This window comes from Pseudoalteromonas sp. P1-11, from assembly GCF_001399995.1.
GTDB lineage: Bacteria > Pseudomonadota > Gammaproteobacteria > Enterobacterales > Alteromonadaceae > Pseudoalteromonas > Pseudoalteromonas atlantica.
This window is the reverse complement of sequence record NZ_LJSP01000002.1, coordinates 515,104-539,584: the sequence shown is the minus strand read 5'-3', so window position 1 is coordinate 539,584 and position 24,481 is coordinate 515,104. Positions and strand designations below refer to the sequence as shown.

Genomic DNA, 24,481 nt, shown 5'->3' with positions numbered 1-24,481 from the left:
TGGTCGCCGCCTTGGTTTGGGTCCAAGGGGTCGCAGGTTCAAATCCTGCATCGCCGACCACTTTCTTAACCTTAAAGAAAGTAAACGAGTAATCACTCAGCAATAACTTCTATTTACTTCCTACTAAAATATCGCTTTAACGTACCAGTTAGTCTGTTTTTTACGCAGTTGGTCTCGATCGTAGCTAAACTAGTCCAAATAATTGCCCCCTACACTCGACTATCATAATTATTAGGTTATAATGCCGCGTCTATTGTTTAACATAGTGCCCGAAGGGCAGAGCAGCAATGGGATCTCATGGTAGTGACGGATGCTTTTTAGTGAAAAATCGCTTTAAAATTTATCAAGACTCATGAAGATTACTTTGTTTGTAAGGAAGGCGAACAGTCGCCAAAATTGAATATTGAGGTAAATCATGCAAGTTTCTGTTGAGACGACTCAAGGCCTTGAGCGCCGTCTGACCATCACCGTTCCTGCAGAGAACGTTGAGACCGAAGTAAAAAAACGCTTACAACAACTGTCAAAAACGCAGCGTATCGATGGCTTCCGTGCTGGTAAAGTACCAGTTTCAGTAATTAACAAGCGTTTTGGACCTGCGGTTCGTCAAGAAGTAGCTGGCGAAGTAATGCAGCGTAACTACATTGAAGCAATTGTTGCTGAAAAAATTAACCCTGCTGGCGCACCATCATTTGCACCTAAATCACTTGAAGCAGGTAAAGATTTAGAGTTTACAGCAACGTTTGAAGTATACCCTGAAGTTGAAGTTCAAGGTTTAGACAAAATTGCAGTAGAAAAACCAGCAGTAACAGTAACTGACGAAGATTTAGCAAACATGCTAGAAACACTTCGTAAGCAACACGCTTCTTGGGCTGATGTTGACGCAGCTGCTGGCGAAAACGACCGTGTAACAGTTGATTTCGTAGGTACTATCGACGGTGAAGAGTTTGAAGGCGGCAAAGCTGAAGACTTCCCACTTGAGCTTGGCCAAGGTCGTATGATCCCAGGTTTTGAAGACAACATCGTTGGTAAAAAAGCAGGCGAAGAAGTAGTTGCTGATGTAACTTTCCCTGAAGATTACCACGCTGAAAACCTGAAAGGTAAAGCGGCTCAATTCACTATCACAGTGAAAAAAGTTGAAGCACAAGAGCTACCTGAATTAAGCGAAGAGTTTGCAACTAAGTTCGGTGTTACCGAAGGCGGCGTAGACGCGCTTAAAGAAGAAGTTAAAAAGAACATGACACGTGAGCTAGACCAAGCGGTTAAAGCTAACGTGAAAGACCAAGCGATTAAAGGTCTTTTAGAAAACAACGAAATCGAAGTGCCTAAAGCACTTATTGATCAAGAAGTTGACGCATTACGTCAGCAAGCAGCTCAACGTTTTGGTGGCGACGCTAAAAACATGCCTGAGCTTCCAGCTGAATTGTTCCACGAGCAAGCTGTAACTCGCGTTAAAACTGGCCTATTACTAGGTGAAGTGATCAAAGCAAACGATATCAAAGTTGATGATGAAAAAGTTGAAGCATTAATTGCTACAGTTGCATCTGCTTACGAAGATCCAACTGAAGTAGTAGAATACTACAAAGCAAATGATCAACTTATGCAGCAAATGCGTAATGTTGCAATGGAAGAGCAAGCTGTTGAAGCTATTTTAGCTAAAGCAAACGTGTCTGACGTTGAAAAAGCATTTGATGACATCATGAATCCTCAGCAAGGTGCTTAATAAGTCATTGACTTAAGCGCTCGCTAACGATTAAATGGCTCGTGTTACTCTGTTTATGCAGTGTGCCCGGGCCATTTTAGTTTGTGCCCCATAATTTGCGAAAAATGATAACTATGCTTCCTTTAGTAAGAAAAAGCATAAGCGCATAAGGAATTAAAAAAGTATGAACACTGGTATGACAGATCCCCTAAATGCATTAGTCCCTATGGTTGTTGAACAAACAGCTAAAGGTGAGCGCTCGTATGACATTTATTCGCGTCTATTAAAAGAGCGAATTATCTTTTTAACGGGCCAAGTTGAAGACAACATGGCAAACCTAATTTTAGCGCAAATGCTATTTTTAGAATCAGAGAACCCTGAAAAAGATATCTTTTTATATATTAATTCACCAGGTGGTTCGGTAACCGCTGGTATGGCAATTTACGATACAATGAACTTCATCAAACCAGATGTAAGTACAATTTGTGTTGGCCAAGCGGCAAGCATGGGCGCATTTTTGCTTACTGCTGGCGCTAAAGGTAAGCGTTTTTGTTTACCAAACTCACGTGTAATGATTCACCAACCGTTAGGTGGTTTCCAAGGTCAAGCATCTGACTTTGAAATACACGCAAAAGAAATTCTGTCTATTAAAGACAAACTTAACCGCTTAATGGCAGAGCATACAGGCCAGCCATTAGATGTTATTTCACGCGATACTGACCGTGATAACTTTATGAGTGCATCACAAGCTGTAGATTACGGCCTGGTTGACTCAGTGTTTACAAGTCGCGAAAGCAAGTAAGCGTGTAGGCAAGCAAATAATTGCTTGCCACTTTGAGTTACTATGCGAAAACCAGTAAATTTTGGTATAGTTAAAAGCGAATTTGAAATAGTTGCCAACCTTATTTGGCAGCCAACGTATAAAAGAGGTAGCTGAATGTCTGACACTCCTACAGACGGCGACAAAAGTAATAAATTGTTATACTGCTCTTTTTGTGGCAAAAGCCAACACGAAGTGCGTAAATTAATTGCAGGTCCTTCAGTATACATTTGTGATGAATGTGTAGAGCTGTGTAACGATATTATCAGGGAAGAAATCAAAGACATTGCTCCTAAGCATAATTCGTCTGATAAACTACCTGTGCCAAAAGAAATTCGTAATCACTTAGATGACTACGTAATTGGTCAAGACCATGCTAAAAAAGTATTGTCTGTAGCGGTATACAATCACTACAAGCGCCTACGTAACCAATCTACAAAGCAAGAAGTAGAACTAGGTAAAAGTAACATTTTGCTTATTGGCCCTACAGGTAGTGGTAAAACATTACTGGCAGAAACACTTGCGCGTTTACTTGATGTACCGTTTACTATGGCAGATGCAACTACACTAACCGAAGCCGGTTATGTAGGTGAAGATGTAGAAAACATCATTCAAAAACTGCTACAAAAATGTGACTACGACGTAGAAAAAGCGCAACGTGGTATTGTTTACATTGATGAAATTGACAAAATTTCGCGTAAATCAGATAACCCATCTATTACACGTGACGTGTCGGGTGAGGGCGTACAACAAGCGCTGCTTAAACTAATTGAAGGCACGGTTGCCTCAGTACCACCACAAGGTGGTCGTAAGCACCCGCAGCAAGAGTTTTTACAGGTTGATACCTCTAAGATTTTATTTATCTGTGGTGGTGCCTTTGCAGGCCTAGATAAAGTAATCGAACAGCGTAGCCATAAAAATACCGGAATTGGCTTTGGTGTTAACGTTAAAGAGTCAGCGTCGAGCCGCTCTTTAAGCGAAACATTTAAAGACGTAGAGCCAGAAGATTTAGTTAAGTACGGCTTAATTCCAGAGTTTATTGGTCGTTTACCTGTTGTTGCTACATTAACTGAGCTTGATGAAGCGGCACTTGTACAAATACTAAGTGAACCTAAAAACGCCATTACTAAACAGTTCTCTGTATTGTTTGGTATGGAAGACGTTGAATTAGAGTTCCGTGATGATGCACTAAGCGCTATTGCTCACAAAGCAATGGAGCGTAAAACAGGTGCTCGCGGACTTCGCTCAATTGTTGAAGGCGTACTGCTTGATACTATGTATGAGCTGCCATCAATGGATGATGTAAGCAAAGTGGTTATAGATGAAACCGTGATTAAAGGTGAATCTGACCCAATCTTGATTTATGAAAACAATAATCAAGATAAAGCTGCATCAGAGTAGTTTTTAAGCTATTTGTATAAAAAAGGAGCCTTAGGCTCCTTTTTTTATAATTAATTTGAACGAGTTGGGGAAAATTGTTGAACTTTAATTAGATTATCCCCATATACTTGAGTAATCTTTTAAATAAATGAAGTGCGAAGAGAAACTATAATGACGCTTGAGAGAACCGATCGAGTCGAAATCCCAGTGTTAGCACTGCGCGATGTTGTGGTATATCCGCACATGGTGATCCCGCTTTTTGTAGGCCGTGAAAAATCAATAAAATGCCTCGAAGCGGCAATGGATAAAGACAAACAAATTTTCTTGGTTGCACAAAAAGATGCAACTGTAGACGAACCTGAGCAAGATGATATTTACCGTATCGGTACTATTGCTACTGTACTTCAGTTATTAAAGTTACCAGACGGTACAGTTAAAGTTTTAGTTGAAGGTACGCAGCGCGCACAAATTGAAGAATTTGTAGATAACGATGAGTTTTTTGTAGCGAATGCTCAGTTCATCGAATCTGATTCAGTGGATGAGCAAGAGCAAGATATTTTCATCCGCAGCGCTGTTAGCCAGTTTGAAGGCTATGTAAAACTTAATAAAAAAATTCCACCTGAGGTATTAACCTCTGTTTCAGGTATTGATGAGCCAGCACGCCTTGCCGATACAATGGCAGCGCATATGCCATTAAAAGTGCCTGAAAAACAAAAAGTGTTAGAAATTTCAAGTGTTACAGAGCGCTTAGAATACTTAATGGCACTGATGGAAGGTGAAATAGACTTATTGCAAGTTGAGAAAAAAATTCGTACCCGCGTGAAAAAGCAGATGGAAAAGTCTCAGCGCGAGTACTACCTCAACGAGCAAATGAAAGCCATTCAAAAAGAACTTGGTGAGCTTGATGATGTACCTGACGAATTTGAAGCGCTTAAAAAGCGTATTGAAGAATCAGGTATGCCAGAAGAAGCGAAAGAAAAAGCATCAGCTGAGCTTAATAAACTTAAAATGATGTCGCCAATGTCTGCAGAGGCCACTGTAGTGCGTTCATACATTGATACGTTAATTAACGTACCATGGAAAAAACGCTCTAAAGTGAAAAAGGACTTAGCAGGCGCGCAAAAAATTCTTGATAGCGATCACCACGGCTTAGATAAAGTTAAAGAACGCATAATTGAATACCTCGCGGTGCAACAACGTACTAATAAGCTTAAAGGGCCTATTTTATGTTTAGTAGGACCACCGGGTGTTGGTAAAACATCACTAGGGCAGTCTATTGCACGCTCTACGGGTCGTAAATATGTTCGTATGGCTTTAGGTGGTGTACGTGACGAAGCTGAAATTCGTGGCCATCGTCGTACTTACATTGGCTCTATGCCAGGCAAGCTGATTCAAAACATGACAAAAGTGGGCGTTAAAAACCCATTATTCTTGTTAGATGAAATCGACAAAATGTCATCAGATATGCGCGGCGACCCAGCATCAGCATTATTAGAGGTGCTCGATCCGGAGCAAAACAGCCACTTTGCTGATCACTACTTAGAAGTTGATTACGATTTATCGGATGTAATGTTTGTAGCAACATCAAACAGCTTTAATATTCCTGGTCCATTATTGGACAGAATGGAAGTTATTCGCTTATCGGGTTACACCGAAGATGAAAAGCTAAACATTGCAAAAGAGCACTTAATTACTAAGCAAGTTAAACGCAATGGTTTAAAACCTTCTGAGCTAGTAATAGAAGACAGTGCTATTATTGGCATTATTCGTTACTACACGCGTGAAGCGGGCGTACGTAATTTAGAGCGCGAAGTATCTAAACTATGTCGTAAAGCCGTTAAAAATATCTTACTTGATAAAGAGACTAAAACAGTCACTGTCAATCAAGATAACCTAGAAGAGTTTTTAGGGGTACAGCGCTACGACTACGGTAAAGCCGAAGACGGCGATCGCATTGGCCAGGTAACAGGCTTAGCGTGGACCGAAGTAGGCGGCGATTTACTGACCATTGAATGTGCGGCTGTGCCAGGTAAAGGCAAATTAAGCTACACAGGCTCACTGGGCGATGTAATGCAAGAGTCAATACAAGCGGCCATGACGGTGGTTCGTAATCGTGCTGATACGTTCCGTATTAATAACGATTTTTACGAAAAACGCGACATTCATGTGCATGTACCAGAGGGTGCGACCCCTAAAGATGGCCCAAGTGCCGGTGCAGCAATGGTAACGGGTTTAGTATCGAGCTTAACAGGTAACCCCGTTAAAGCCGATGTAGCAATGACAGGTGAAATAACACTGCGCGGTGAAGTACTGCCTATTGGTGGTTTAAAAGAGAAACTACTTGCTGCACACCGTGGTGGAATTAAAACAGTCATCATTCCTAAAATTAACGAACGTGACTTAAAAGAGATCCCAGATAACGTACTGGCAGGCTTAGATGTTCACCCAGTTACATGGATTGATGAAGTATTAAAGTTAGCTTTAGTGCATCCTGTTGAGAGTTTTTCAGTCGAAACACCGAAAAACCAATAAAAAACCCAAAAAAAGTGCTTTAAAGGGCTTTTCAAATCTAATCGGTATGATAAGTTAAGCACTGGTTTTCGAGCCTAGCCCTTATGGGGCCTAGGCTTAAGAAAAATATAATCATGTGAGCATTAAAAGTTTGCTCTAAAATTTTCAAAAAAGTGATGTTAGTTTAAAAAACAATCGCTCTTGATAATAACAATGAAAGAGGATGATATTGTGAATAAATCTCAATTAATCGATCAAATCGCAGCTGACGCTGACATTTCTAAAGCGGCTGCAGGTCGTGCACTAGATTCATTCATCGAGTCTGTATCTGGAGCGCTTAAAGATGGCGATTCAGTTGCACTTGTAGGTTTTGGTACTTTCTCAGTACGCGAGCGTGCTGCTCGTTCAGGCCGTAACCCACAAACTGGTGAAACTATCCAAATCGCTGCGGCAAATATTCCTTCTTTCAAAGCCGGTAAAGCGCTGAAAGACGCAGTAAACTAATCACTGTTTAAATACAGATTAGTTATGGCGAGTGTATATAAACTTAATTATCCTAATCGATGAATTAAGTAACTTCACCGCCAGTTACTTCAAGTGAAAAAGCGTATCTGGTAAGATACGCTTTTTTTACATATGACAAGGTAAAATACCTTGATCAATAAGAGATAAACAAATGCTTGAGAAAATCAGAGAGGGCTCACAGGGTCCTGTAGCCAAAATAATTTTAGGCGCGGTGATTTTATCTTTTGCCTTAGCAGGGATCGGTAGTTACTTAGGTCAAACCCCAGAACAACCCGTTGCTGAAGTAAATGGAATTAAAATTAGCCAAACCGAATTTAATCGTGCTTATCAAAACGAACGTAGCCGTTTAGAGCAACAATTTGGCGAATACTTTGCACAAATCAGTGCAGATCCAAATTACATGGCGCAAATTCGTCAAGGTGTAATTGACCGCTTAGTACAACAAGAATTGCAATCACAATTAGCGGCAGATTTAGGCCTTCGCGTAAGCGACGACAGCGTACGTAAAACAATTTTAGAACTACCGTACTTTCAAATTGGTGAAAAATTTAATAACGACCGTTACCTACAAGTAATTCGTCAAATGAACTTTCAACCAGATGCTTTTCGTGAGTACTTACGTAAAGACATGACACGCAGCCAATTAGTGTCTGCGGTTGCTGGTACTGAGTTTGCACTTGAAAACGAGCTTAAACGCGCTGCAGCCCTGCAGCAGCAAACGCGTAGCATAGACTACCTTGTGTTAAGCAAAGAAGCGTTACAAGCAAACGTAGACGTATCTGAGCAAGAAATTGCTGATTACTACGAGCTAAACGCATCACAATTTTTATCGCCAGAGCGTGTATCGGTTGATTACATTGAGCTTAAAGCACAAGATATCACCGTAGAGTCGGTAACAGAAGACGACGTAAAAGCGTATTATGAGCAAAATAAAGCACAATACATCGAGCCTGAAAAACGCCGTGTATCGCACATTTTAATTGATAACAGCGAAGATGATGATGCCGCGCTTGAAAAAGCCAACGCATTACATGAGCAGTTAGAGCAAGGTGCTGATTTTGCACAGCTTGCGGAGTCATCATCTGATGATGTTGTGAGTGGCGAAATGGGCGGCGACCTAGAGTGGATTGAGCGCGATGTAATGGACCCAGCTTTTGAAGATGCTGCATTTGCGCTTCAAAACAAAGGTGATATTTCAGAGGTTGTAGCATCAGAGTTTGGTTATCACATCATTAAACTTACTGACTTACAGCCAGAGCAAGTAAAAGCGTATGACGACGTAAAAGCCGACTTGCGTGCAGAGCTTGAGCAAACTGAAAAAGTAGATGCGTTTTACGAAAAGCAAACTGAAATGGGTGCCTTAGCATTTGAAATTTCTGACCGTTTAGACGATGCTGCAGAAGTGGCAGATGTTGAAGTTAAAACCACGCCACTTGTTGCACGTAATGCATTGCCAGAGCCACTTAATACACCTGCGGTAATTTCTCAGTTGTTCTCAGTAGAATTACTTGAAGATAAAGTAAACTCAGAAGTGATTGAGCTAGGTGATGAGCACGTTATTGTAGTACGTGTAAATAAATACGAGCCATCTGCAACTAAACCGCTTGCGCAAGTGAGTGAGCAAATCAAAACACGTTTAGTTAATGAAAAAGCATCAACACTTGCTAAAGAAAAAGCACGTGAGTTATTTGCACAAGTTCAAGCGGGTAAAACGCTAAGCGATGTGGCGAGTGAGCAAAACCTAACGGTACGTGAAGAAGCGAGCTTAACGCGTCAAAGCTACACGGTTTCGCCTGCTATTGTAACGCAAGCGTTTAAAATGCCTCGTCCTAATGATACACCAAGCACAGACGTAGTTGATTTAAACAACGGTGATGCGGCAATTGTTGCACTTAAATCGGTAAGCGATGCGCAAGTAACCGCAAATATCGACCCGCAAGTACAGCAAAACATTACTATGGCGCAAGCTAACAAAAACTATTTAGCGTTTATTGAGTCTTTAAAGGCTAAAGCTGAGCTAAACCTACCCGTGGTAGAGCAAGCAGCAGAATAATCGCGACGCATTAAAAAAGGCGCGTTACTTTATAAGTAACGCGCCTTTTTTATAACTTCAATGTGCTTAGTAAAATGATTAGGCAGTATTGTTTTATAAATATAAGCTTAGTATTAACAGCAAATTAAGCGCTGTGTTACTTTTGATTGCGGATTTTGAAACACCTCTTCGGTACGCCCATATTCTACTACCTCACCTTTTTCAAGCACCACTAGCTGATCGCTGATATGGCGTACTAAACTTAAATGGTGCGTAATGAGTACATAAGTTAAACCGGTTTCTTTTTGCAGCTTAAGTAATAAGTTAACTGTTTGCGCACGAACGGAGGGATCTAAAGCCGACAGCGCTTCATCAAGCACCACCACTTTAGGGTCTAAAATGAGCGCCCGCGCCAACGCTACACGCTGCAATTGGCCTACACTAAACATGTGAGGGTAATAATGTTGATGATCGATTAGCAGCCCCACTTTAGAAAGCGTGGCATCTATTTTTTCTTGGCGAGCCAGTTGGTCTGAATCTGTATTATACTGCAAGCAATCATCTAGCATATCACCTATGGTGAGACCCGGATTGAGCGAGGCAGCGGAGTCTTGGAATATCATGCGGATATGTCGACATTGATCATCGCGCACGCCGTCATCTTCAATAATGTTACTTTCTAATAAAATTTGCCCACTGTCAGCGCTATCTGCCCCTGCGAGTAATTTAGCGAGTGTACTTTTACCCGCACCGGTTTCACCGATTACTGCGATTGTTTCGCCTTTGCCCACACAAAAAGAGATATTTTTTAGTACCTCAAATTTTTTGCGGCTAAATAAACCGGCACGTATGTTAAAGGTTTTACAAAGCGCTTGTACTTTTAATACCGGTTGCATTACTTCATCTCCTTAATAAGCGGAAAATGACACGCATAGCTGTGCCCATGGTGCTTAGTAAGTGCAGGGGTAATTACACATTCTTTTTGTGCTTGAGGGCAGCGTGGGCCTAATCGGCAACCGATAGGTAAATGTTGCAAAGTAGGGATAGTGCCTTTAAGTGCATAAAAGGGTTCTTTGTGTGCTAAGCCTTGCTCATAATTGGGTAAGCTTTTTAATAACGCTTGCGTGTAAGGGTGGCGAGGTTGGCGAAAAATACGTTGCGTTGGGCCGGCTTCAACCATTTGCCCACAATATAAAACATGAATACCGTGCGACCAGTCGGCTATTTCTTCAAGCTCATGAGAAATCATCAAAATAGACATGTTTTTTAATTGATTTAAGCTTTTTAGCAACCTAAATACCTGTGCACGGGTGGTGCTTTCAAGCGCTGTAGTCGGCTCATCAGCAATTAGTAGCTTAGGAGTCCGAGCTATGGCCATGGCAATCATGACCTTTTGGCACACGCCTTCTGAGAGCTCGTGCGGGTAACTATCAAGCACAGCGTCGTGGTTTTTAATACCCACTTTATGGATAAGTGCTTTTACGCGGTCTTTACGTTCTCTATTGCGCTTTAAAAAAAAGCCTTTAGTGGATGTTTCAGGCAGTGTTTCGGCTATTTGGTCAAATATTTTAGCGGTTGGGTCAAGGCAACGGCTAGGGTCTTGGTAAATCATCGCAATGTCTTGGCTGACTGTTTTTCTGCGTTGCTCTGGGGTTAAGCGCATTAAATCAACACCGCGCCAATGCATTCTATCGGCTGTTATATGCCAGCGTTCGTTAAGTACCCCAACAATGGCTTTGGCTATTAAGCTTTTACCAGAGCCCGACTCACCCACCAAGCCATGTACTTCGCCTTCTTTTAGGCTAAAGCTGACTCTGTCTACAGCGCGAATTACCGTTTCTGAGGTACGCAGCTCTATGGTTAAATTTCTAACGTCGAGTAATTGCATTTAATCAGCCTTACGTGCTTTAAGCACTTTTCGTAGGCCATCACCTACTAAATTGGTAGACAAAACCGCTAAAAATAATAATACACCCGGTAGCGCAACGGTCCAAGGTGCTAAATATATAAGGCCTAAATTCTCAGCCAGTATGGCGCCCCATTCGGTAGTAGGGGGCTGTGCACCTAGTTTTAAAAAGCCTAAGGCGGCAATATCTAAAATAGCAGTAGAAAGCGCGGTGGTAAAAATAACCACAATGTGTTCATAAATATTAGGAAAAATACCCCGCGACAAAATATGCCAGTTAGAGGCACCATCAAGCCTAAAAGCGGTAATGTAGTCTTTGCTTAGCTCATCAACAATTAAATTACGAATAGAGTGAATAAATTGCGGTAATAACGCCAGTATAATGGCCCACACTGTATTCATTAAGCCCGGCCCAAGCACTGCAATAATAATAATCGCCAATAGCAAAGACGGAATAGAGAGCGTGATATCAAGCAAGTGATTTAAAAAGCTTGAGCGCAGGCCGCGGCTAATGCCGGCAAAAGTGCCAACAAGCACACCAATAATGGTGGTAATTAATGCAGCCACCACCGATAAGCCAAACGTGTAAGTTGCGCCATTCATTAAGCGCGAGAGTACATCGCGTCCTAAATCATCAGTGCCTAAAATAAAGCGCACATCGCCCATTTCTCGCCATGATGGCGGTATAAGTAAAGCATCGCTATGTTGCTGGTTAACTCCATACGGCGCTAAAAAGGGCGCACTGGCGGCCAATAACGCAAACGCCATAAAAATCCATAATCCCACCAAGGCGGGGTGATTGTTTTTAAATTTGCGCCAAAAACGCGCCAGCGGCGATTTATTCGACTCTTCAGAAAATAATTTAAACTTTACCATGTGCCTGATTCCGCGAAATTGGGTCGAACAGAGTATATGTAAGCTCGGCAACAATAGTGGCAATAATAACAAACATAGACACCGCCATTAAACCGCCTTGAATAGCAGGGTAGTCTCGTTGGTAAATACTATCGATTAGCCAACGGCCAATACCCGGCCAAGAAAAAATAACTTCGGTTATCATGGCAAGCGTAATAAGCGTACTAAATTGCAGTCCTATTTGTTTTATTACCGGCAATAGCGCATTGCGTAGCGCATGATGCATGATTAATTGGCGGCGATTAAGGCCTTTTGCCCTGGCCGTTTTTATAAAGCTTTGATCCATTACTTTAAGCATAGAGTCGCGGGTAAAGCGCACTAAAACAGTGGTAGGAAACATGGCCAGTACTATGGTTGGCAGTGTTAAGTGATGCAGTGCATCTATAAATGCTTCACCTTTGTAGGGGAAGCCTGCGAGCATAATATCGATTAATATAAACCCGGTATTAGGCGGTATTTCAAATAGTAACCCCATTCTACCCGACATAGGAAACCAGCCCAGTTTGAGCGAAAAAATCATAATAAGTAACAGCGCTAACCAAAAAACCGGAATAGAGTAACCAATCATGGTGGTAGAGCTAATTAATTTATCTGGCCAACGGCGTGTATATGCTGAGGCCAAAATGCCCGCTGGTACGCCTACCACAACCGATACAATAAGCGCATAAACACACAGCTCTAAAGTTGCTGGAATTAAATCTAAAATGTGCTGAAAAACGTTATCTCCCGAGGCAAACGACACGCCCCAGTCACCTTGAAATATACGCCCTAAAAACGCTAAATACTGCATAACGTAGTTGCTGTCATACATGTATTTATCTTCAAGCTCACTGTGCTGAGAAAAATTACCGCTAGGAATGCCACTTAGGTTGCTAAGCGGATCCCCTGGGAACAAGTAGCTAAGCGAAAAAGTAAATATGCTTAGCATTAAAATCATGAACAAAAACAAGCCAAGGCGGCGTAATATATAATCAAGTATCATTATTTTTTCCTCGCATTTGCGAGTGAAATAGCCCCAAATGGGCCAAGGGTTATCCCTTCTACATCGGCACTATTTGCTTGAAAACGCATACCATGAGCAATAGGCACTAACGGAAGCTGATCTACAATGAGCGCTTGAACCTGATCGTAATACTGTTTGCGTAAGCTTAAATCGGTGGTGTCGAGCGCTTGGGTAAGCAATAAGTCAAACTGCGGGTTACACCAATTGGCTGGGTTTTTACCGCTAAAAGTGGCAGTGCAGCTTAGCAATGGGCTAAAAAAGTTATCTGGATCGGGGGTATCGGCAGCCCAGCCGAGTAATACGCTATCGTGGCGGTGCTCACCTATACGCTGAATAAAAGTATTCCACTCGTACTCAACAATACTTACGTTAACACCTATTTTTCGTAAATCGCTTTGCATCAGCTCAGCCATTTTACGGGCATTAGGATTGTATATTCGACTCACCGGCATTGCCCAAATGGTCATATCAAAGCCATTCGGTAACCCCGCTTCTATGAGTAGTTTTTTAGCTAGCTCTGGGTCAAACATAGGCATGTTTTCTTGTGGTTCAAAGCCCCACGAGGTCGGCGGTAAAATAGATTGCGCGCGTATACCATTACCGTAATAAACGGCTTGCATTATTTTGTCTATATCAATTGCATGCGCAAGGGCTCTGCGCACTTTAATGTCATCAAAAGGGGCGCGCTCAGTATTAAAGGCCCAATAACCAATATTTAAATTGGTTTCTTTTTCAACGTTAATATCGTCACGTTGCGCTAAAATACTCAGTTGTGCGCTACTTGGGTGCGCGGTTACATCGCACTCTTTAGTGAGCATTTTTGCTATGCGCGTAGTGCCGTTTGTCGTAATGTCGTAAACCAGCTGTTCAAGGGCAACATCGTGCTTCCAATAAAGGGGGTTGCGGTAAAAGCGCACTAAGTGATCGCGTCGGTACTCTTTATAAATGTAGGGGCCTGTGCCAATAGGGTACTGATCAAATAAATTAGTTTGATCTCGCGCTTTTAATTGCATTGCGTATTCTTGCGACAGCACCACGGCAAAGTCGGTGGCCATGTTCGTTAAAAAACTACTTTCTGGGTGAAATAGCTCAAAGCGCACTTGATAGTCAGACACGCGCACAATTTTACGAATAAGCTGATCGAGCCCCACACTTTGAAAATACGGGTAGTTTGCATCGCCTACAAAATGGTACGGGTTGTACACGTCAAATAATCGGCTAAAGGTAAAAATAACATCATCAGCGTTAAAATCGCGAGTAGGGGTAAAGTACGAGGTAGAATGAAATTTCACGCCTTTACGCAGCGTAAAGGTAACCGACTTTCCATCGTTGCTAATTTTCCAATCGGTTGCCAGCTCACTTTTAAAATCTGCAGTAACGGGGTCAATACTAATTAAACGGTCAAATAACTGATTAGCAATAATATCAATAGTTGAGCCAGTGGTTGTTACTTGCGGATTAAACGACACAGGGTTCGCTTCGGCGCAATAAACGAGGCCTTGGTTTTTCTCTTCTATAATTTCTTCTTTACTATCAAAGCAGCCTGTTAAGGTGCTGGCTAGTAAAACAAGTAGTATTTTATGCACTCGCATAACCTCTAACTATTTATCTTCTAATAAATTGTATTTTTTAAGATAACCACGTAATTGATGATACGTTAAACCGAGTACTTCTGCAGTTTTCTTTTGATTAAATTGGCTATGCTCAAGGGCTTTATTAATCATATTTATTTCAAATTCGTTTGAGCGCTCTTTTAAGCTACACGGAAATTCAATTGGGGCGCTAAGCTCGTTACTAAGCTCGCTAACAGGTGTGGCTAGTGTTGTAGGCTCAGCTGGGGCAACAGGTGTTGCAATAGGAGCTTTAATGCGTGCTTTGGGTCTAAAACGGCTTTCAAATGGGTCTAAAATAATCTGGTGAACGGGAATATGTTCATTACCATGACGATACAAACTTCGCTCAACTACATTTTTAAGCTCGCGTATATTACCCGGCCAATCGTAATTTAGCAGGGTTTCGGTGGCGCTGCGGGTAAAGCCACTAAATAACTCCCACTCTAAATCGCGTGCCATATTCATGGCAAATTGCTCAGCGAGTAGCATAATATCGTCTTGACGTTCGCGCAGTGGTGGCAGGGTAATTACATCAAAGGCTAAGCGGTCAAGTAAGTCACTTCTAAATTCGCCCTGCTCAGCAAGGTGGGGTAAATCTTCGTTGGTGGCACACACTAAACGAGTATCTACCTTTACGGTGTGTTTACCACCAACCCGCTCAAATTCACCGTATTCTATAACGCGCAGAAGCTTTTCTTGTACCATGGCCGATGTATTAGCCAGCTCATCTAAAAATAAGGTACCGCTGTTAGCACGCTCAAAGCGACCTTCGTGACGTTTACTTGCCCCGGTAAAAGCACCGCTTTCATGACCAAATAATTCGCTTTCGAGGAGGTTTTCGTTAAGGGCTGCACAGTTAAGCTTTACGTAGTTTTGATCCCAACGCTTTGATAAAAAGTGTAAACGGGCGGCTATAAGCTCTTTACCGGTTCCTCGCTCGCCAATAATAAGCACTGGCTTATCTAAATTAGCTAACTGCGATACCTGATCAAGTACAGCTAAAAAGCTATCAGATTGGCCGAGTAAATTATCCTGTTGGCGATATTGGCTCATTTTTCCTAACTCTTGGTCATTTTTGCTAACAGTTAGTGTATTTCATAATCAGGGATAACTAAAGGAATTTGTATATTTAGTTTAACTTAATGAAAATAAAGTGTATTTTAGATTTTAAAAAGTTGGCAAGCATATTGATACTAGTTACAGCAGACCAACTAAGTTTATATTACAGAGGTAAATGTTATGGGAATTTTTTCGCGTTTTGCAGACATTGTTAATTCTAATATCAATGCCATTTTAGATAAAGCAGAAGACCCAGAAAAAATGGTTCGTCTTATTATCCAAGAGATGGAAGACACATTGGTAGAGGTGCGCTCTACGTCAGCTAAAACACTAGCTGAGAAAAAAGAATTAGTACGTCGTGTAGACACACTAAAAGCACAAGTAAGCGATTGGCAAGACAAAGCAGAGCTTGCATTAAGTAAAGACCGCGACGATTTAGCGCGTTCAGCGTTACTTGAAAAGCAAAAATCGGCAGAAGCAGTTGCAGCAGTAGAGTCTGAGCTTGAGCATGTCGAGTCTCATATTGAGAAACTTCAGCAAGAAGTCACTACTCTACAAGAAAAGCTAGCCGATGCGAAAGCACGTCAAAAGGCAATTATTTTACGTCAACGTTCGGCTGAGTCGCGCCTTGAAGTGAAAAAAGCCCTTGATAGCTCTAAAGTAGAAGATGCACTTAATCGCTTTGAGCGCTACGAAACTAAAATTGATGGACTAGAATCTCAAATAGAGTCTTACGATTTAGGTAAAAAGTCGCTTGCAGATGAAATTGCCGACCTACAAAAAAATGAAAAGATAGATGATGAGCTTGCCGAACTTAAAAAGAAGCTAGCTGATAAATAACTTATAAAGGGGTACTTAAAGTGCCCCACTGCTTAAAACATCGATTACGGATTGTCAGGAGAGGATTATGTTTGATCCAGAGATACTAATTGCACCATTTATCTTGTTCATGATTTTTGTTGCGCCACTGTGGTTAATTTTGCACTACCGTAGCAAAAAGCAAGTGAGCCAAGGGTTAAGTGAGCATGAACATCGCCAGTTATTGGAACTTGCCCACAAGGCCGAAAAAATGGCTGATAGAGTAGAAACCCTTGAAGCATTACTCGATCAAGAGTCACCACAATGGAGGCGCAAAGTATGAGTGCCAAACGCGAATTATTAAGAGACCCACAGCGCGGTAAAATCGCCGGTGTATGTGCGGGATTAAGTGACTACTTTAATATGGAGTTATGGTTAGTTCGCATTATTTTTGTTAGTGCGGTACTGCTAACGGGTGGCCCATTATTTGTGGTAGCGTATATTGCAGCGTGGTTTATTTTAGATAAAAAAGACCCCACAACTATACATACTAGTAGCTCAACTAAAACTGACGATCCGCTAGAAGTTAAATTTAAAGTATGGCAAAAAGGCGAGCCACCGCGCCGTGCATTGCAAGACTTAAAAGAGCGTTTAACGCGTATAGACACGCGTCTTCAAGATATGGAGCGCCATGTTACTTCAAGCGAGTTTACGGTTAGCCGTGAAATCAACAAACTTTAAAGGATTTAATAGCACTTTGTTCGGTGATTAACAGCATCAATGAAGTGCTAGCCCATTATGAGTAGCACTTCATTTGCCAAAAAAACCTTTAAAAGTATTAAAGGTTCAGCCCAAAAAGCCCTTCATCGCAGTTTAGATCAACACGTAAAATTGGCCGTAACCGGTCTAAGTGGCAGTGGTAAAACCGCGTTTATTACCGCACTTGTTAAGCACCTTACAACACAAAGCGATGATAAAAACTTACCCTTTTTTGATGTAATGCGAGAGCACCGCCACATTGCCACTAAAGTTGTTCCGCAAGAGGCGTTAAAGGTGCCTACGTTTGACTACCCACGAGCACTTAACGCATTACTCCCAAGCGATGGGGAGCCTACATGGCCTGCATCAACCGAGCGTATTAACACCCTGCGTTTGGCTATTAAATACCAAAGTGCCTCAGGCTTACGTGGGCATTTTTCGCCGCAATCTACGCTGTATTTAGACATTATCGACTACCCAGGTGAATGGCTACTTGATTTACCTATGCTTGAGCAAAGCTATAGCTTGTGGTGCGAGCAACAATACCCGCTGTTACTACAGCACCCACGTGTGAATACCTCTACTGAATTTTTAAACGCGCTTGAACAGCTTGATTTAAATGCCCCTGTAGATGAAGGCTTACTTGCACACATTGCAGCGCTTTATCAAAGTATGCTGGTGGGCCTTAAAAAAGATACTAAGCTTGCCATGTTACAACCTGGGCGCATGCTAATGCCTGGTGACTTACAAGGTGCGCCGCTTTTGTTGTTTTTTCCGGTAAATGCGCAGCATATAAAAAGTGATGAGGTAGTGCCAGGCTCTAACTTAGCGCATTTAATTAAGCGCTTTAACGCCTATGTAAAAGAGGTGGTTAAGCCATTTTATAATGAGCACTTTAAACACTTTGACCGGCAAATTGTGTTGGTAGACGTACTCAGCGCTTTAAACGAAGGCCACGAAACACTCCAAGAGCAAAGTAGTGTAATAAACCAATTACTCGCACATTTTAATTATGGCGAGTCGGGCTTTTTTAAGCGTTTATTTAAACCCAACATAGATAAAATACTGTTTGCTGCAAATAAGTCAGATCACATAAGTGCAAAGCACCATAAAGACTTAGCACTACTACTTGACTCGCTAGTGCATGAGCAAAGTAATCACTTAAAGTTTGATGGCGTACAAATAGAAACCATGGCAATGTCGTCAATTGCAGCAACGCAGCCGCGCCAAGTGGCCGATAAAGGGCAAACGCTTGATTGTATTTATGGTAAACCATTAAACGAGCAAGATTGGCTTACTTATTTACCCCCACAGCCACCAAAGCGCATGCTGAATAAAAATGAGTGGCCAGCGCAGGGCTTTGAGTTTTTATCGTTTGCGCCTATGCCAAACCCCGATAAGCAACTTAAGCATATTCGCCTTGATCATGTGATGCAGTACTTGTTAGGAGACAAATTATCATGAACGACACACAGCAAACTTTTCAAGCAGGTAGGCGAATTGATAGCCAAGCTGATGAGCAGGTTGAGGCGACGCTTGCTCCTGCAAAAATAATTACCCAGGGTCAAAGTGAATACATTGAAGAGCCTGAAGATGAAATTTTTGATGATGAAATAGACCTAGAGCCGGTATATAAAAAGTCTAAATGGCAAACGCTTAAAGGGGTGTTTGCTGTAAGCTTTTTAGTGTTAGTGCTTTTAGAATTTGCGTATTCGTTAGTGTTTGCGTTTCAGCAGTCGGTCATTTTAGGCGGCGTGTATTTAACGGCGGTGGTAAGCGGTGTGTTGCTAATTGGGCGCATGCTATGGCGCGAATACAGAATGCTGCGCAGTTTAAAGCGTAATCAGTTACACCGCCAAGAAGCCGACAGACTCTTAAATAGTGAGCAAGTAGGCGGCGCATTACCCTGGCTTGAAAAACTAAATAAGCACCAACAGCTCGACAACTTCGATGCGTTTAAAAACCAAGTGGCTACCCACCATAGCGATAAAGAAATAATGACCCTTTACGCAAATAGCTTGCTTATAACGCAAGACACGCAAGCTAAAAAGCTTATAAACCGCTTTGCGACAGAGTCAGCGCTGCTTGTTGCCCTAAGCCCCCTTGCGCTGGTGGACATGATGGCGGTGCTTTGGCGCGGTACTAAGTTAATAGAGCAAATTGGTAAAATTTATGGCATTGGTTTTGGTTACGCAAGCCGCATTAAGCTCTACCGTATGCTAATAAAACAAGTGATGTTTGTAGGCAGTGCTGAGCTTGTATCTGATTTAGCAGCCACAGCACTCAGTGCTGAGCTTTTAGGTAAGCTTTCGGGGCGTGCAGCACAAGGTGTAAGCGCCGGTATTTTTACAGCACGTATTGGTTACAAAGCAATGGAGCTTAGCCGCCCATTACCACGGCTTGAAAACAAACGCAGCTTGTTAAAAGGCACAGTGCAAAGTATTGCCAGCAAAATTATGAACCGTAAAAAGGCCGAGCCAACGTCCTAAAGTAGCAGTGGCAATATTTGTGTACAAAACCGCGCTGAGCGGTTTTTGCACAAATAGCCATCTGAGCATCCGGCATGCTTGTGATTTAAACTGCGGTGCGTTTTATTTATGTAATTGACACACATAATAAAAACGAGAGCACACAATGAGCAAGCAGCATATTAATACCCAATGTATTCATGGCCCGCAAAAAGCAAACGATCCGCATGGCGCACTCACGTCGCCTTTGTATCAAACCTCTACCTTTCATTTTGAAAATGCAGCACAAGGTGCCGCGCGTTTTGCAGGCGATGAGCCCGGTTATATTTACACCCGCCTGGGTAACCCAACCACCACCGAACTTGAGCAAAAAGTAGCACAGTTAGAGGGCTGCGAAGCTGCTGCTGCTACCGCCACAGGTATGGGCGCTGTATCGGCGTCGGTATTAAGCTTTTTATCGCAGGGCGATCATTTAATTGCATCAAGTGCATTGTATGGATGTACTTTTGCGTTTTTTGCTCACATGTTACCGCGCTGGGGAATAGAAGTTACTTTTGTTGATATGACCAACGAGGGCGAGCTTCGCGCTGCTATAAAACCTAATTCAAAAATGATATTTGTAGAAACGCCAATCAACCCCACAATGGCAGTCATTGATTTAGCCTTAATTGGCGCGCTCGCTAAGCAACATAATTTAATTAGTGTGGTCGACAACACCTTTTTAACGCCACTGCTGCAATCACCTAAGCAGTACGGCATAGATATTATTGTGCACAGTGCCACTAAGTACTTAAACGGCCATGGCGATGTAGTAGCTGGGCTTGTGTGTGGAGCGCATGAGCACATTACCTTAATAAAAATGACGGTACTTAAAGATATTGGTGCCACCATAAGCCCGCACGACGCATGGCTTATTAATCGCGGATTAAAAACTTTAGCCATACGCATGGAGCGCCATTGCCAAAGCGCGCAAACGGTTGCCGAATATTTAGAGGCGCACCCACAGGTTAATATTGTTTATTACCCTGGACTTAAATCGCACCCTGGCAACAAATATATAGGCAAGCAAATGAAAGCCGCAGGCGGCGTTATTGCATTTGAAATTAAAGGCACCCTTGCTCAAGGAGTGCAGTTTATAGATAGCATGAAGCTTTGCACACTTGCTGTAAGTTTAGGTGATGCCGAAACGCTTATTCAGCACCCCGCATCAATGACGCATTCCCCTTATACACCCGAGGAGCGAGCAGCCGCAGGCATAAGTGATGGCTTAATAAGACTCTCTGTAGGGCTTGAAGATGTTAACGATATTATTGACGACTTAAACCAAGCTTTTACATTAATTTGTTAGGTGTATTTATTTGTGTACAGTTGCGCTTGCCTTAACGCCTTAAATTTAGTGTTTGTATAATATTAATGCCGGTGGTGTAATTTTAACTATACACTTTAGGGGATCGTGCTAAATGTAGATATCCGCCTAACTATTAAACATTTCTTCACTTTTGCATAGTATGGCTGCATTAGATATTCACTAATCTTGAGTATCACACTGACACACATTTAGGGCTTAACCCCAAGAAGGTTATTATGGCTAAAGCAAGTAAATACACCTCTAAAACACCTGATGAAAACGGTGTTATTCATTGGAGCGAAGAAGAAAACAAAATTTGGTCTGAGCTTGTTACGCGCCAACTTGCGTGCATAGAAGGCAAAGCTTGTGATGAGTACATGGATGGGCTTAAAAAAATAAACCTACCACACGATCGTATTCCGCAGTTAAGCGAACTTAACGAAGTGCTTCTTGCCACCACCGGTTGGCAAGTAGCGCCTGTACCTGCGCTTATCGATTTTGATGAATTTTTTAGATTATTGGCAAACAAACAATTTCCGGTAGCGACGTTTATTCGTAGCCGAGAAGAGTTTGACTACCTGCAAGAGCCTGACATTTTCCATGAAATATTTGGCCACTGCGCTATGCTAACAAACCCTGACTTTGCCGAATTCACACACAAATACGGCCAATTAGGGTATGCAGCGCAGAAAAAAGATCGTGTATACCTTGCACGTATGTATTGGTTTACGGTTGAATTTGGTTTAATGCAAACCGAAAACGGCCTGCGTATATACGGCGGTGGTATATTATCAAGCCCAGGTGAAACCCAGTACGTGTATTCAGATACACCAGAGATATCGCCTATGAGCGTAATTGATGTGCTGCGTACGCCGTACCGCATTGATATTATGCAACCACAGTACTACACCATAAATTCGATTCATGATCTGTTTGATATATCGCAAATGGATATTATGACTTTGGTTGAGCAAGCTAAAGCGCTTGGTTTGCACGACCCAAAATTTCCACCTAAAGAAAAATTAGCCGGTTAACTTTAATTTAAAAAGAAACGCTAAAGTAAGGATTTAAAATGTCTTCATTAAGTGAACAAAAATGCGAAGCCTGTCACGTAGATGCGCCAAAGGTATCTGAGGAAGAGCTTGCCCAACTTATTACAAAAATTCCAGACTGGGTACCAGAGGTACGCGACGGCATTATGCAACTTGAGCGTGTTTATAAGTTTAAAAACTTTAAACAAGCTATGGCGTTTACTAATAAAGTAGGTGATATGGCAGAAGATGAAGGCCATCACCCTGGTTTATTAACCGAGTGGGGCAAAGTAACCGTAACGTGGTGGAGCCATTCAATTAAAGGCCTGCACAAAAACGATTTTATTTGCGCAGCTAAAACAGACGACGTATTTAACGCGCTGTAATTAAAAAATTAATTGAGCAGACTAAAAAGGCACTTTTAAGTGCCTTTTTTATTGCATCAAAATTGCGCTGTTAAATAAAGCGCTTATTTAAGGTTTGTCGCTATTTAACATGTCATCGTGTTCGGCCATATCCCACGGAAGTTCCCCTGGGCTGTTACCTAAAAAGTGCAAGTAATTCTCAAATTGATCAAGAATGTCCTTCACAATATCATCTTCACTGTAGCCATATACATCGTAAGATAACCCACCGCGGCGCAAGAAAACATCTGCCTTGTAATACATCTCGGAGTTATCAACATCCGGTTTTAGCTCAGTGTAGGCAAAGCTTGGCATTGGGTGCTCAGTAAGACGAATGTCATACACAAAATCAACATGTTCATGGCGTAGTACGGTTAAATGGGCGCGGCCTAAGTCAGTATCAAAATCTACCTCGGCATGCCACTGGCGCGCTTTTAATTCTGCTTGAACAGCTTGCATTGCTTTTACCACCACACTACTAATGAAGGTATGCACTTTTTCCTTATTCGGATAATTAACCATAGCGGCTAACCGGCGCTTCCAATGAGATAGGTTAACATTACGGCTATTGAGCGCATGTGCTTGTAAGCTCGTATCGCGATGGCCTTCAATGGTAAGTGCGCGCCAAAGTCCCGCGGTTGCAATAAGCATAATAATAGCAAAGGGTAGGGCACTGGCTATTGTCATGGTTTGTAGTGCACTTAGCCCACCTGCTACTAGTAAAACAGCAGCCACAGCGCCCTCAAGCACAGCCCAAAACACCCGTTGCCATGCCGGCGTATCAATACTCCCGCCAGAGGCGAGGGAGTCAATAACTAACGAGCCCGAGTCAGATGAAGTTACAAAAAAGGTAATAATTAAAATAACCGTCAGTAACGAAATAATAAACGATAACGGTAGCACTTCAAATAATTGAAATAGCGCAACGGCATGGTTTGCTTGAACATCGGTTATTAAAGTATTAAACCCTTCATTCATTATTAAATTTAGCGCGGTATCGCCAAATACAGAAAACCATAAAAAGGTAAAAATAGTCGGAACTAGCATCACGCCCACAACAAATTGCCTAATGGTTCTGCCGCGGCTAATTTTAGCGATAAACATACCAACAAAGGGTGCCCACGCTATAGTCCAGCCAAATATAAATAGAGTCCAGTTACCAATCCAATCACTACGGCTATAGGCTTGTAAATTAAAAGTACGCTCAACAATACCGCTGAGGTAGCTGCCGGTATTTTGTAAAAACGATTCAAGAATATGAATAGTCGGGCCAATAAAAAACACAAAGGCCATTAATGATACGGCGAGTGTCATGTTTATTATAGATAAACGCTTCACACCTTTATCCATACCTGCCACCACAGAAAACGTTGCCGCTGCGGTAATAATAACAATAGCGGTAATTTGTACCGTGGTATTAATAGGGATGCTTGGCCATAAGTAGTGCAGCCCGGCATTAATTTGAGTAACCGAAAGCCCTAACGTTGTGGCAATACCAAATAGCGTGCCTAATATGGCAAACACATCAACAGTGTGCCCAATAGGGCCATATATTTTATCACCAATAAGTGGATACAAGGCTGAGCGAATAGACAGCGGAAGACCGTGGCGAAATGCAAAGTAAGCAAGTACTAAACCAACAATCCCATAAATTGCCCATATATGAAAACCCCAATGAAAAAATGCAATTTGCATAGCCTGCTTAGCGGCATCAACGGTTTCTGCAGCGCCCGCAGGTGGAGATGCATAATGGAGCACGGGTTCTGCTACACCAAAATAAAGTAATGCGACTCCGTAACCGGCCGAAAATAGCATGGCGAACCATTCGCCAAAGCTGTATTGCGGTTGCGCATGATCAGGGCCCAGCTTGATATTTCCCCAGCTGGAGGCGGCAACACAAACGATGAAAACTAAGAAGATGGCAACTGATAACATATAAAACCAGCCAAAGGTTTCTGTTATCCACTTGAGGGCGACACTGAATGCTTGCCCTGCCAGTTCAGGGTTGCTACTTGTACCAATGACCAAAAGCAGAATAATAAATACCGCGGGCAAAAATACCGGTAGCAAAATAGTTGAGCGTAAAGCAGTTTTTGTCATATTAATCCTTAATATTAATTGCTAACTTTCAAGTATGCTTTACTACCTTATTATATCTTGGGTGTGTTGGCTAATTCAGTCGTTTGTTATGTATACGTATATTTCTTTGA

General features: G+C 42.1%; 21 protein-coding genes and 1 tRNA gene (1 of these 22 cut by a window edge). 15 read left to right on the top strand and 7 right to left on the bottom strand.

What is annotated here, in order from left to right; translation table 11 throughout:
• From AN390_RS05110 to AN390_RS05080, 7 genes are all read left to right on the top strand, one after another.
• Positions 1 to 60 (top strand) — tRNA-OTHER (locus tag AN390_RS05110) (it extends 55 nt beyond the left edge of the window).
• Positions 61 to 415: 355 nt separating this feature from the next.
• On the top strand, positions 416 to 1,720 hold the full coding sequence (tig, locus tag AN390_RS05105) for a trigger factor (RefSeq protein WP_004586894.1): 1,305 nt from the start codon (positions 416 to 418) through the stop codon (positions 1,718 to 1,720).
• A gap of 163 nt (positions 1,721 to 1,883) precedes the next feature.
• A complete protein-coding gene (gene clpP, locus AN390_RS05100) occupies positions 1,884 to 2,501 on the top strand; it encodes an ATP-dependent Clp endopeptidase proteolytic subunit ClpP (protein ID WP_055253119.1) in 618 nt (205 codons plus the stop codon).
• A 135-nt stretch (positions 2,502 to 2,636) separates the two neighbouring features.
• Complete coding sequence (gene clpX / locus AN390_RS05095; protein ID WP_004586896.1) at positions 2,637 to 3,920, top strand: ATP-dependent protease ATP-binding subunit ClpX; 1,284 nt, start codon at positions 2,637 to 2,639, stop codon at positions 3,918 to 3,920.
• A gap of 150 nt (positions 3,921 to 4,070) precedes the next feature.
• On the top strand, positions 4,071 to 6,431 hold the full coding sequence (lon, locus tag AN390_RS05090) for an endopeptidase La (RefSeq protein WP_029772555.1): 2,361 nt from the start codon (positions 4,071 to 4,073) through the stop codon (positions 6,429 to 6,431).
• 183 nt (positions 6,432 to 6,614) lie between these two features.
• Positions 6,615 to 6,914, top strand: coding sequence for an HU family DNA-binding protein (locus AN390_RS05085; protein ID WP_286247754.1), 300 nt, complete (start codon positions 6,615 to 6,617; stop codon positions 6,912 to 6,914).
• A 172-nt stretch (positions 6,915 to 7,086) separates the two neighbouring features.
• Positions 7,087 to 8,988: a SurA N-terminal domain-containing protein gene (locus AN390_RS05080; RefSeq protein WP_024033800.1), complete on the top strand. Its 1,902-nt coding sequence runs from the start codon at positions 7,087 to 7,089 to the stop codon at positions 8,986 to 8,988.
• Between the two features lie 113 nt (positions 8,989 to 9,101).
• On the opposite strand, the gene AN390_RS05075 is transcribed toward AN390_RS05080, so the two are convergent.
• Genes AN390_RS05075 through pspF form a run of 6 tightly spaced genes read right to left on the bottom strand, consistent with a single transcriptional unit; the run spans position 9,102 to position 15,457 of the window.
• Positions 9,102 to 9,863 carry an ATP-binding cassette domain-containing protein gene (locus AN390_RS05075; RefSeq protein ID WP_004586900.1) on the bottom strand — a complete coding sequence of 254 codons (762 nt, stop codon included), beginning with the start codon at positions 9,861 to 9,863 and terminating at the stop codon, positions 9,102 to 9,104.
• On the bottom strand, positions 9,863 to 10,855 hold the full coding sequence (locus AN390_RS05070) for an oligopeptide/dipeptide ABC transporter ATP-binding protein (protein ID WP_004586901.1): 993 nt from the start codon (positions 10,853 to 10,855) through the stop codon (positions 9,863 to 9,865). The genes AN390_RS05075 and AN390_RS05070 overlap by 1 nt, the downstream gene beginning before the upstream one ends.
• The gene (locus AN390_RS05065; protein ID WP_055253118.1) at positions 10,856 to 11,749 is read right to left on the bottom strand and encodes an ABC transporter permease subunit; all 894 of its coding nucleotides are present in this window, start codon (positions 11,747 to 11,749) and stop codon (positions 10,856 to 10,858) included. It lies immediately after the preceding gene.
• Positions 11,736 to 12,770 (bottom strand): ABC transporter permease subunit, encoded by a 1,035-nt coding sequence (locus tag AN390_RS05060; protein WP_004586903.1) that lies wholly within the window; start codon positions 12,768 to 12,770, stop codon positions 11,736 to 11,738. The genes AN390_RS05065 and AN390_RS05060 overlap by 14 nt, the downstream gene beginning before the upstream one ends.
• The gene (locus tag AN390_RS05055) at positions 12,770 to 14,377 is read right to left on the bottom strand and encodes an ABC transporter substrate-binding protein (RefSeq protein WP_055253117.1); all 1,608 of its coding nucleotides are present in this window, start codon (positions 14,375 to 14,377) and stop codon (positions 12,770 to 12,772) included. The genes AN390_RS05060 and AN390_RS05055 overlap by 1 nt, the downstream gene beginning before the upstream one ends.
• Positions 14,378 to 14,392: 15 nt before the next feature.
• Complete coding sequence (gene pspF / locus AN390_RS05050) at positions 14,393 to 15,457, bottom strand: phage shock protein operon transcriptional activator (protein ID WP_055253116.1); 1,065 nt, start codon at positions 15,455 to 15,457, stop codon at positions 14,393 to 14,395.
• Between the two features lie 186 nt (positions 15,458 to 15,643).
• Between pspF and pspA the strand changes: the two genes are divergently transcribed.
• The 8 genes from pspA (at position 15,644) to AN390_RS05010 (ending at position 22,253) form a co-directional block, all read left to right on the top strand.
• On the top strand, positions 15,644 to 16,303 hold the full coding sequence (pspA, locus tag AN390_RS05045; RefSeq protein WP_004586906.1) for a phage shock protein PspA: 660 nt from the start codon (positions 15,644 to 15,646) through the stop codon (positions 16,301 to 16,303).
• Positions 16,304 to 16,370: 67 nt separating this feature from the next.
• Complete coding sequence (gene pspB, locus AN390_RS05040) at positions 16,371 to 16,604, top strand: envelope stress response membrane protein PspB (RefSeq protein ID WP_004586907.1); 234 nt, start codon at positions 16,371 to 16,373, stop codon at positions 16,602 to 16,604.
• The gene (gene pspC / locus AN390_RS05035) at positions 16,601 to 17,002 is read left to right on the top strand and encodes an envelope stress response membrane protein PspC (RefSeq protein ID WP_004586908.1); all 402 of its coding nucleotides are present in this window, start codon (positions 16,601 to 16,603) and stop codon (positions 17,000 to 17,002) included. The genes pspB and pspC overlap by 4 nt, the downstream gene beginning before the upstream one ends.
• 57 nt (positions 17,003 to 17,059) lie before the next feature.
• The gene (locus AN390_RS05030) at positions 17,060 to 18,484 is read left to right on the top strand and encodes a YcjX family protein (RefSeq protein WP_055253115.1); all 1,425 of its coding nucleotides are present in this window, start codon (positions 17,060 to 17,062) and stop codon (positions 18,482 to 18,484) included.
• Positions 18,481 to 19,509 carry a TIGR01620 family protein gene (locus AN390_RS05025; RefSeq protein WP_055253114.1) on the top strand — a complete coding sequence of 343 codons (1,029 nt, stop codon included), beginning with the start codon at positions 18,481 to 18,483 and terminating at the stop codon, positions 19,507 to 19,509. The genes AN390_RS05030 and AN390_RS05025 overlap by 4 nt, the downstream gene beginning before the upstream one ends.
• A 145-nt stretch (positions 19,510 to 19,654) precedes the next feature.
• On the top strand, positions 19,655 to 20,836 hold the full coding sequence (gene megL / locus AN390_RS05020; protein WP_055253113.1) for a methionine gamma-lyase: 1,182 nt from the start codon (positions 19,655 to 19,657) through the stop codon (positions 20,834 to 20,836).
• 236 nt (positions 20,837 to 21,072) lie between these two features.
• Complete coding sequence (gene phhA / locus AN390_RS05015) at positions 21,073 to 21,870, top strand: phenylalanine 4-monooxygenase (protein WP_055253112.1); 798 nt, start codon at positions 21,073 to 21,075, stop codon at positions 21,868 to 21,870.
• A 38-nt stretch (positions 21,871 to 21,908) separates the two neighbouring features.
• Complete coding sequence (locus AN390_RS05010; protein WP_004586913.1) at positions 21,909 to 22,253, top strand: 4a-hydroxytetrahydrobiopterin dehydratase; 345 nt, start codon at positions 21,909 to 21,911, stop codon at positions 22,251 to 22,253.
• An 87-nt stretch (positions 22,254 to 22,340) separates the two neighbouring features.
• On the opposite strand, the gene AN390_RS05005 is transcribed toward AN390_RS05010, so the two are convergent.
• Positions 22,341 to 24,371, bottom strand: coding sequence for a BCCT family transporter (locus AN390_RS05005; RefSeq protein WP_055253111.1), 2,031 nt, complete (start codon positions 24,369 to 24,371; stop codon positions 22,341 to 22,343).
• Positions 24,372 to 24,481 lie beyond the last annotated feature (110 nt).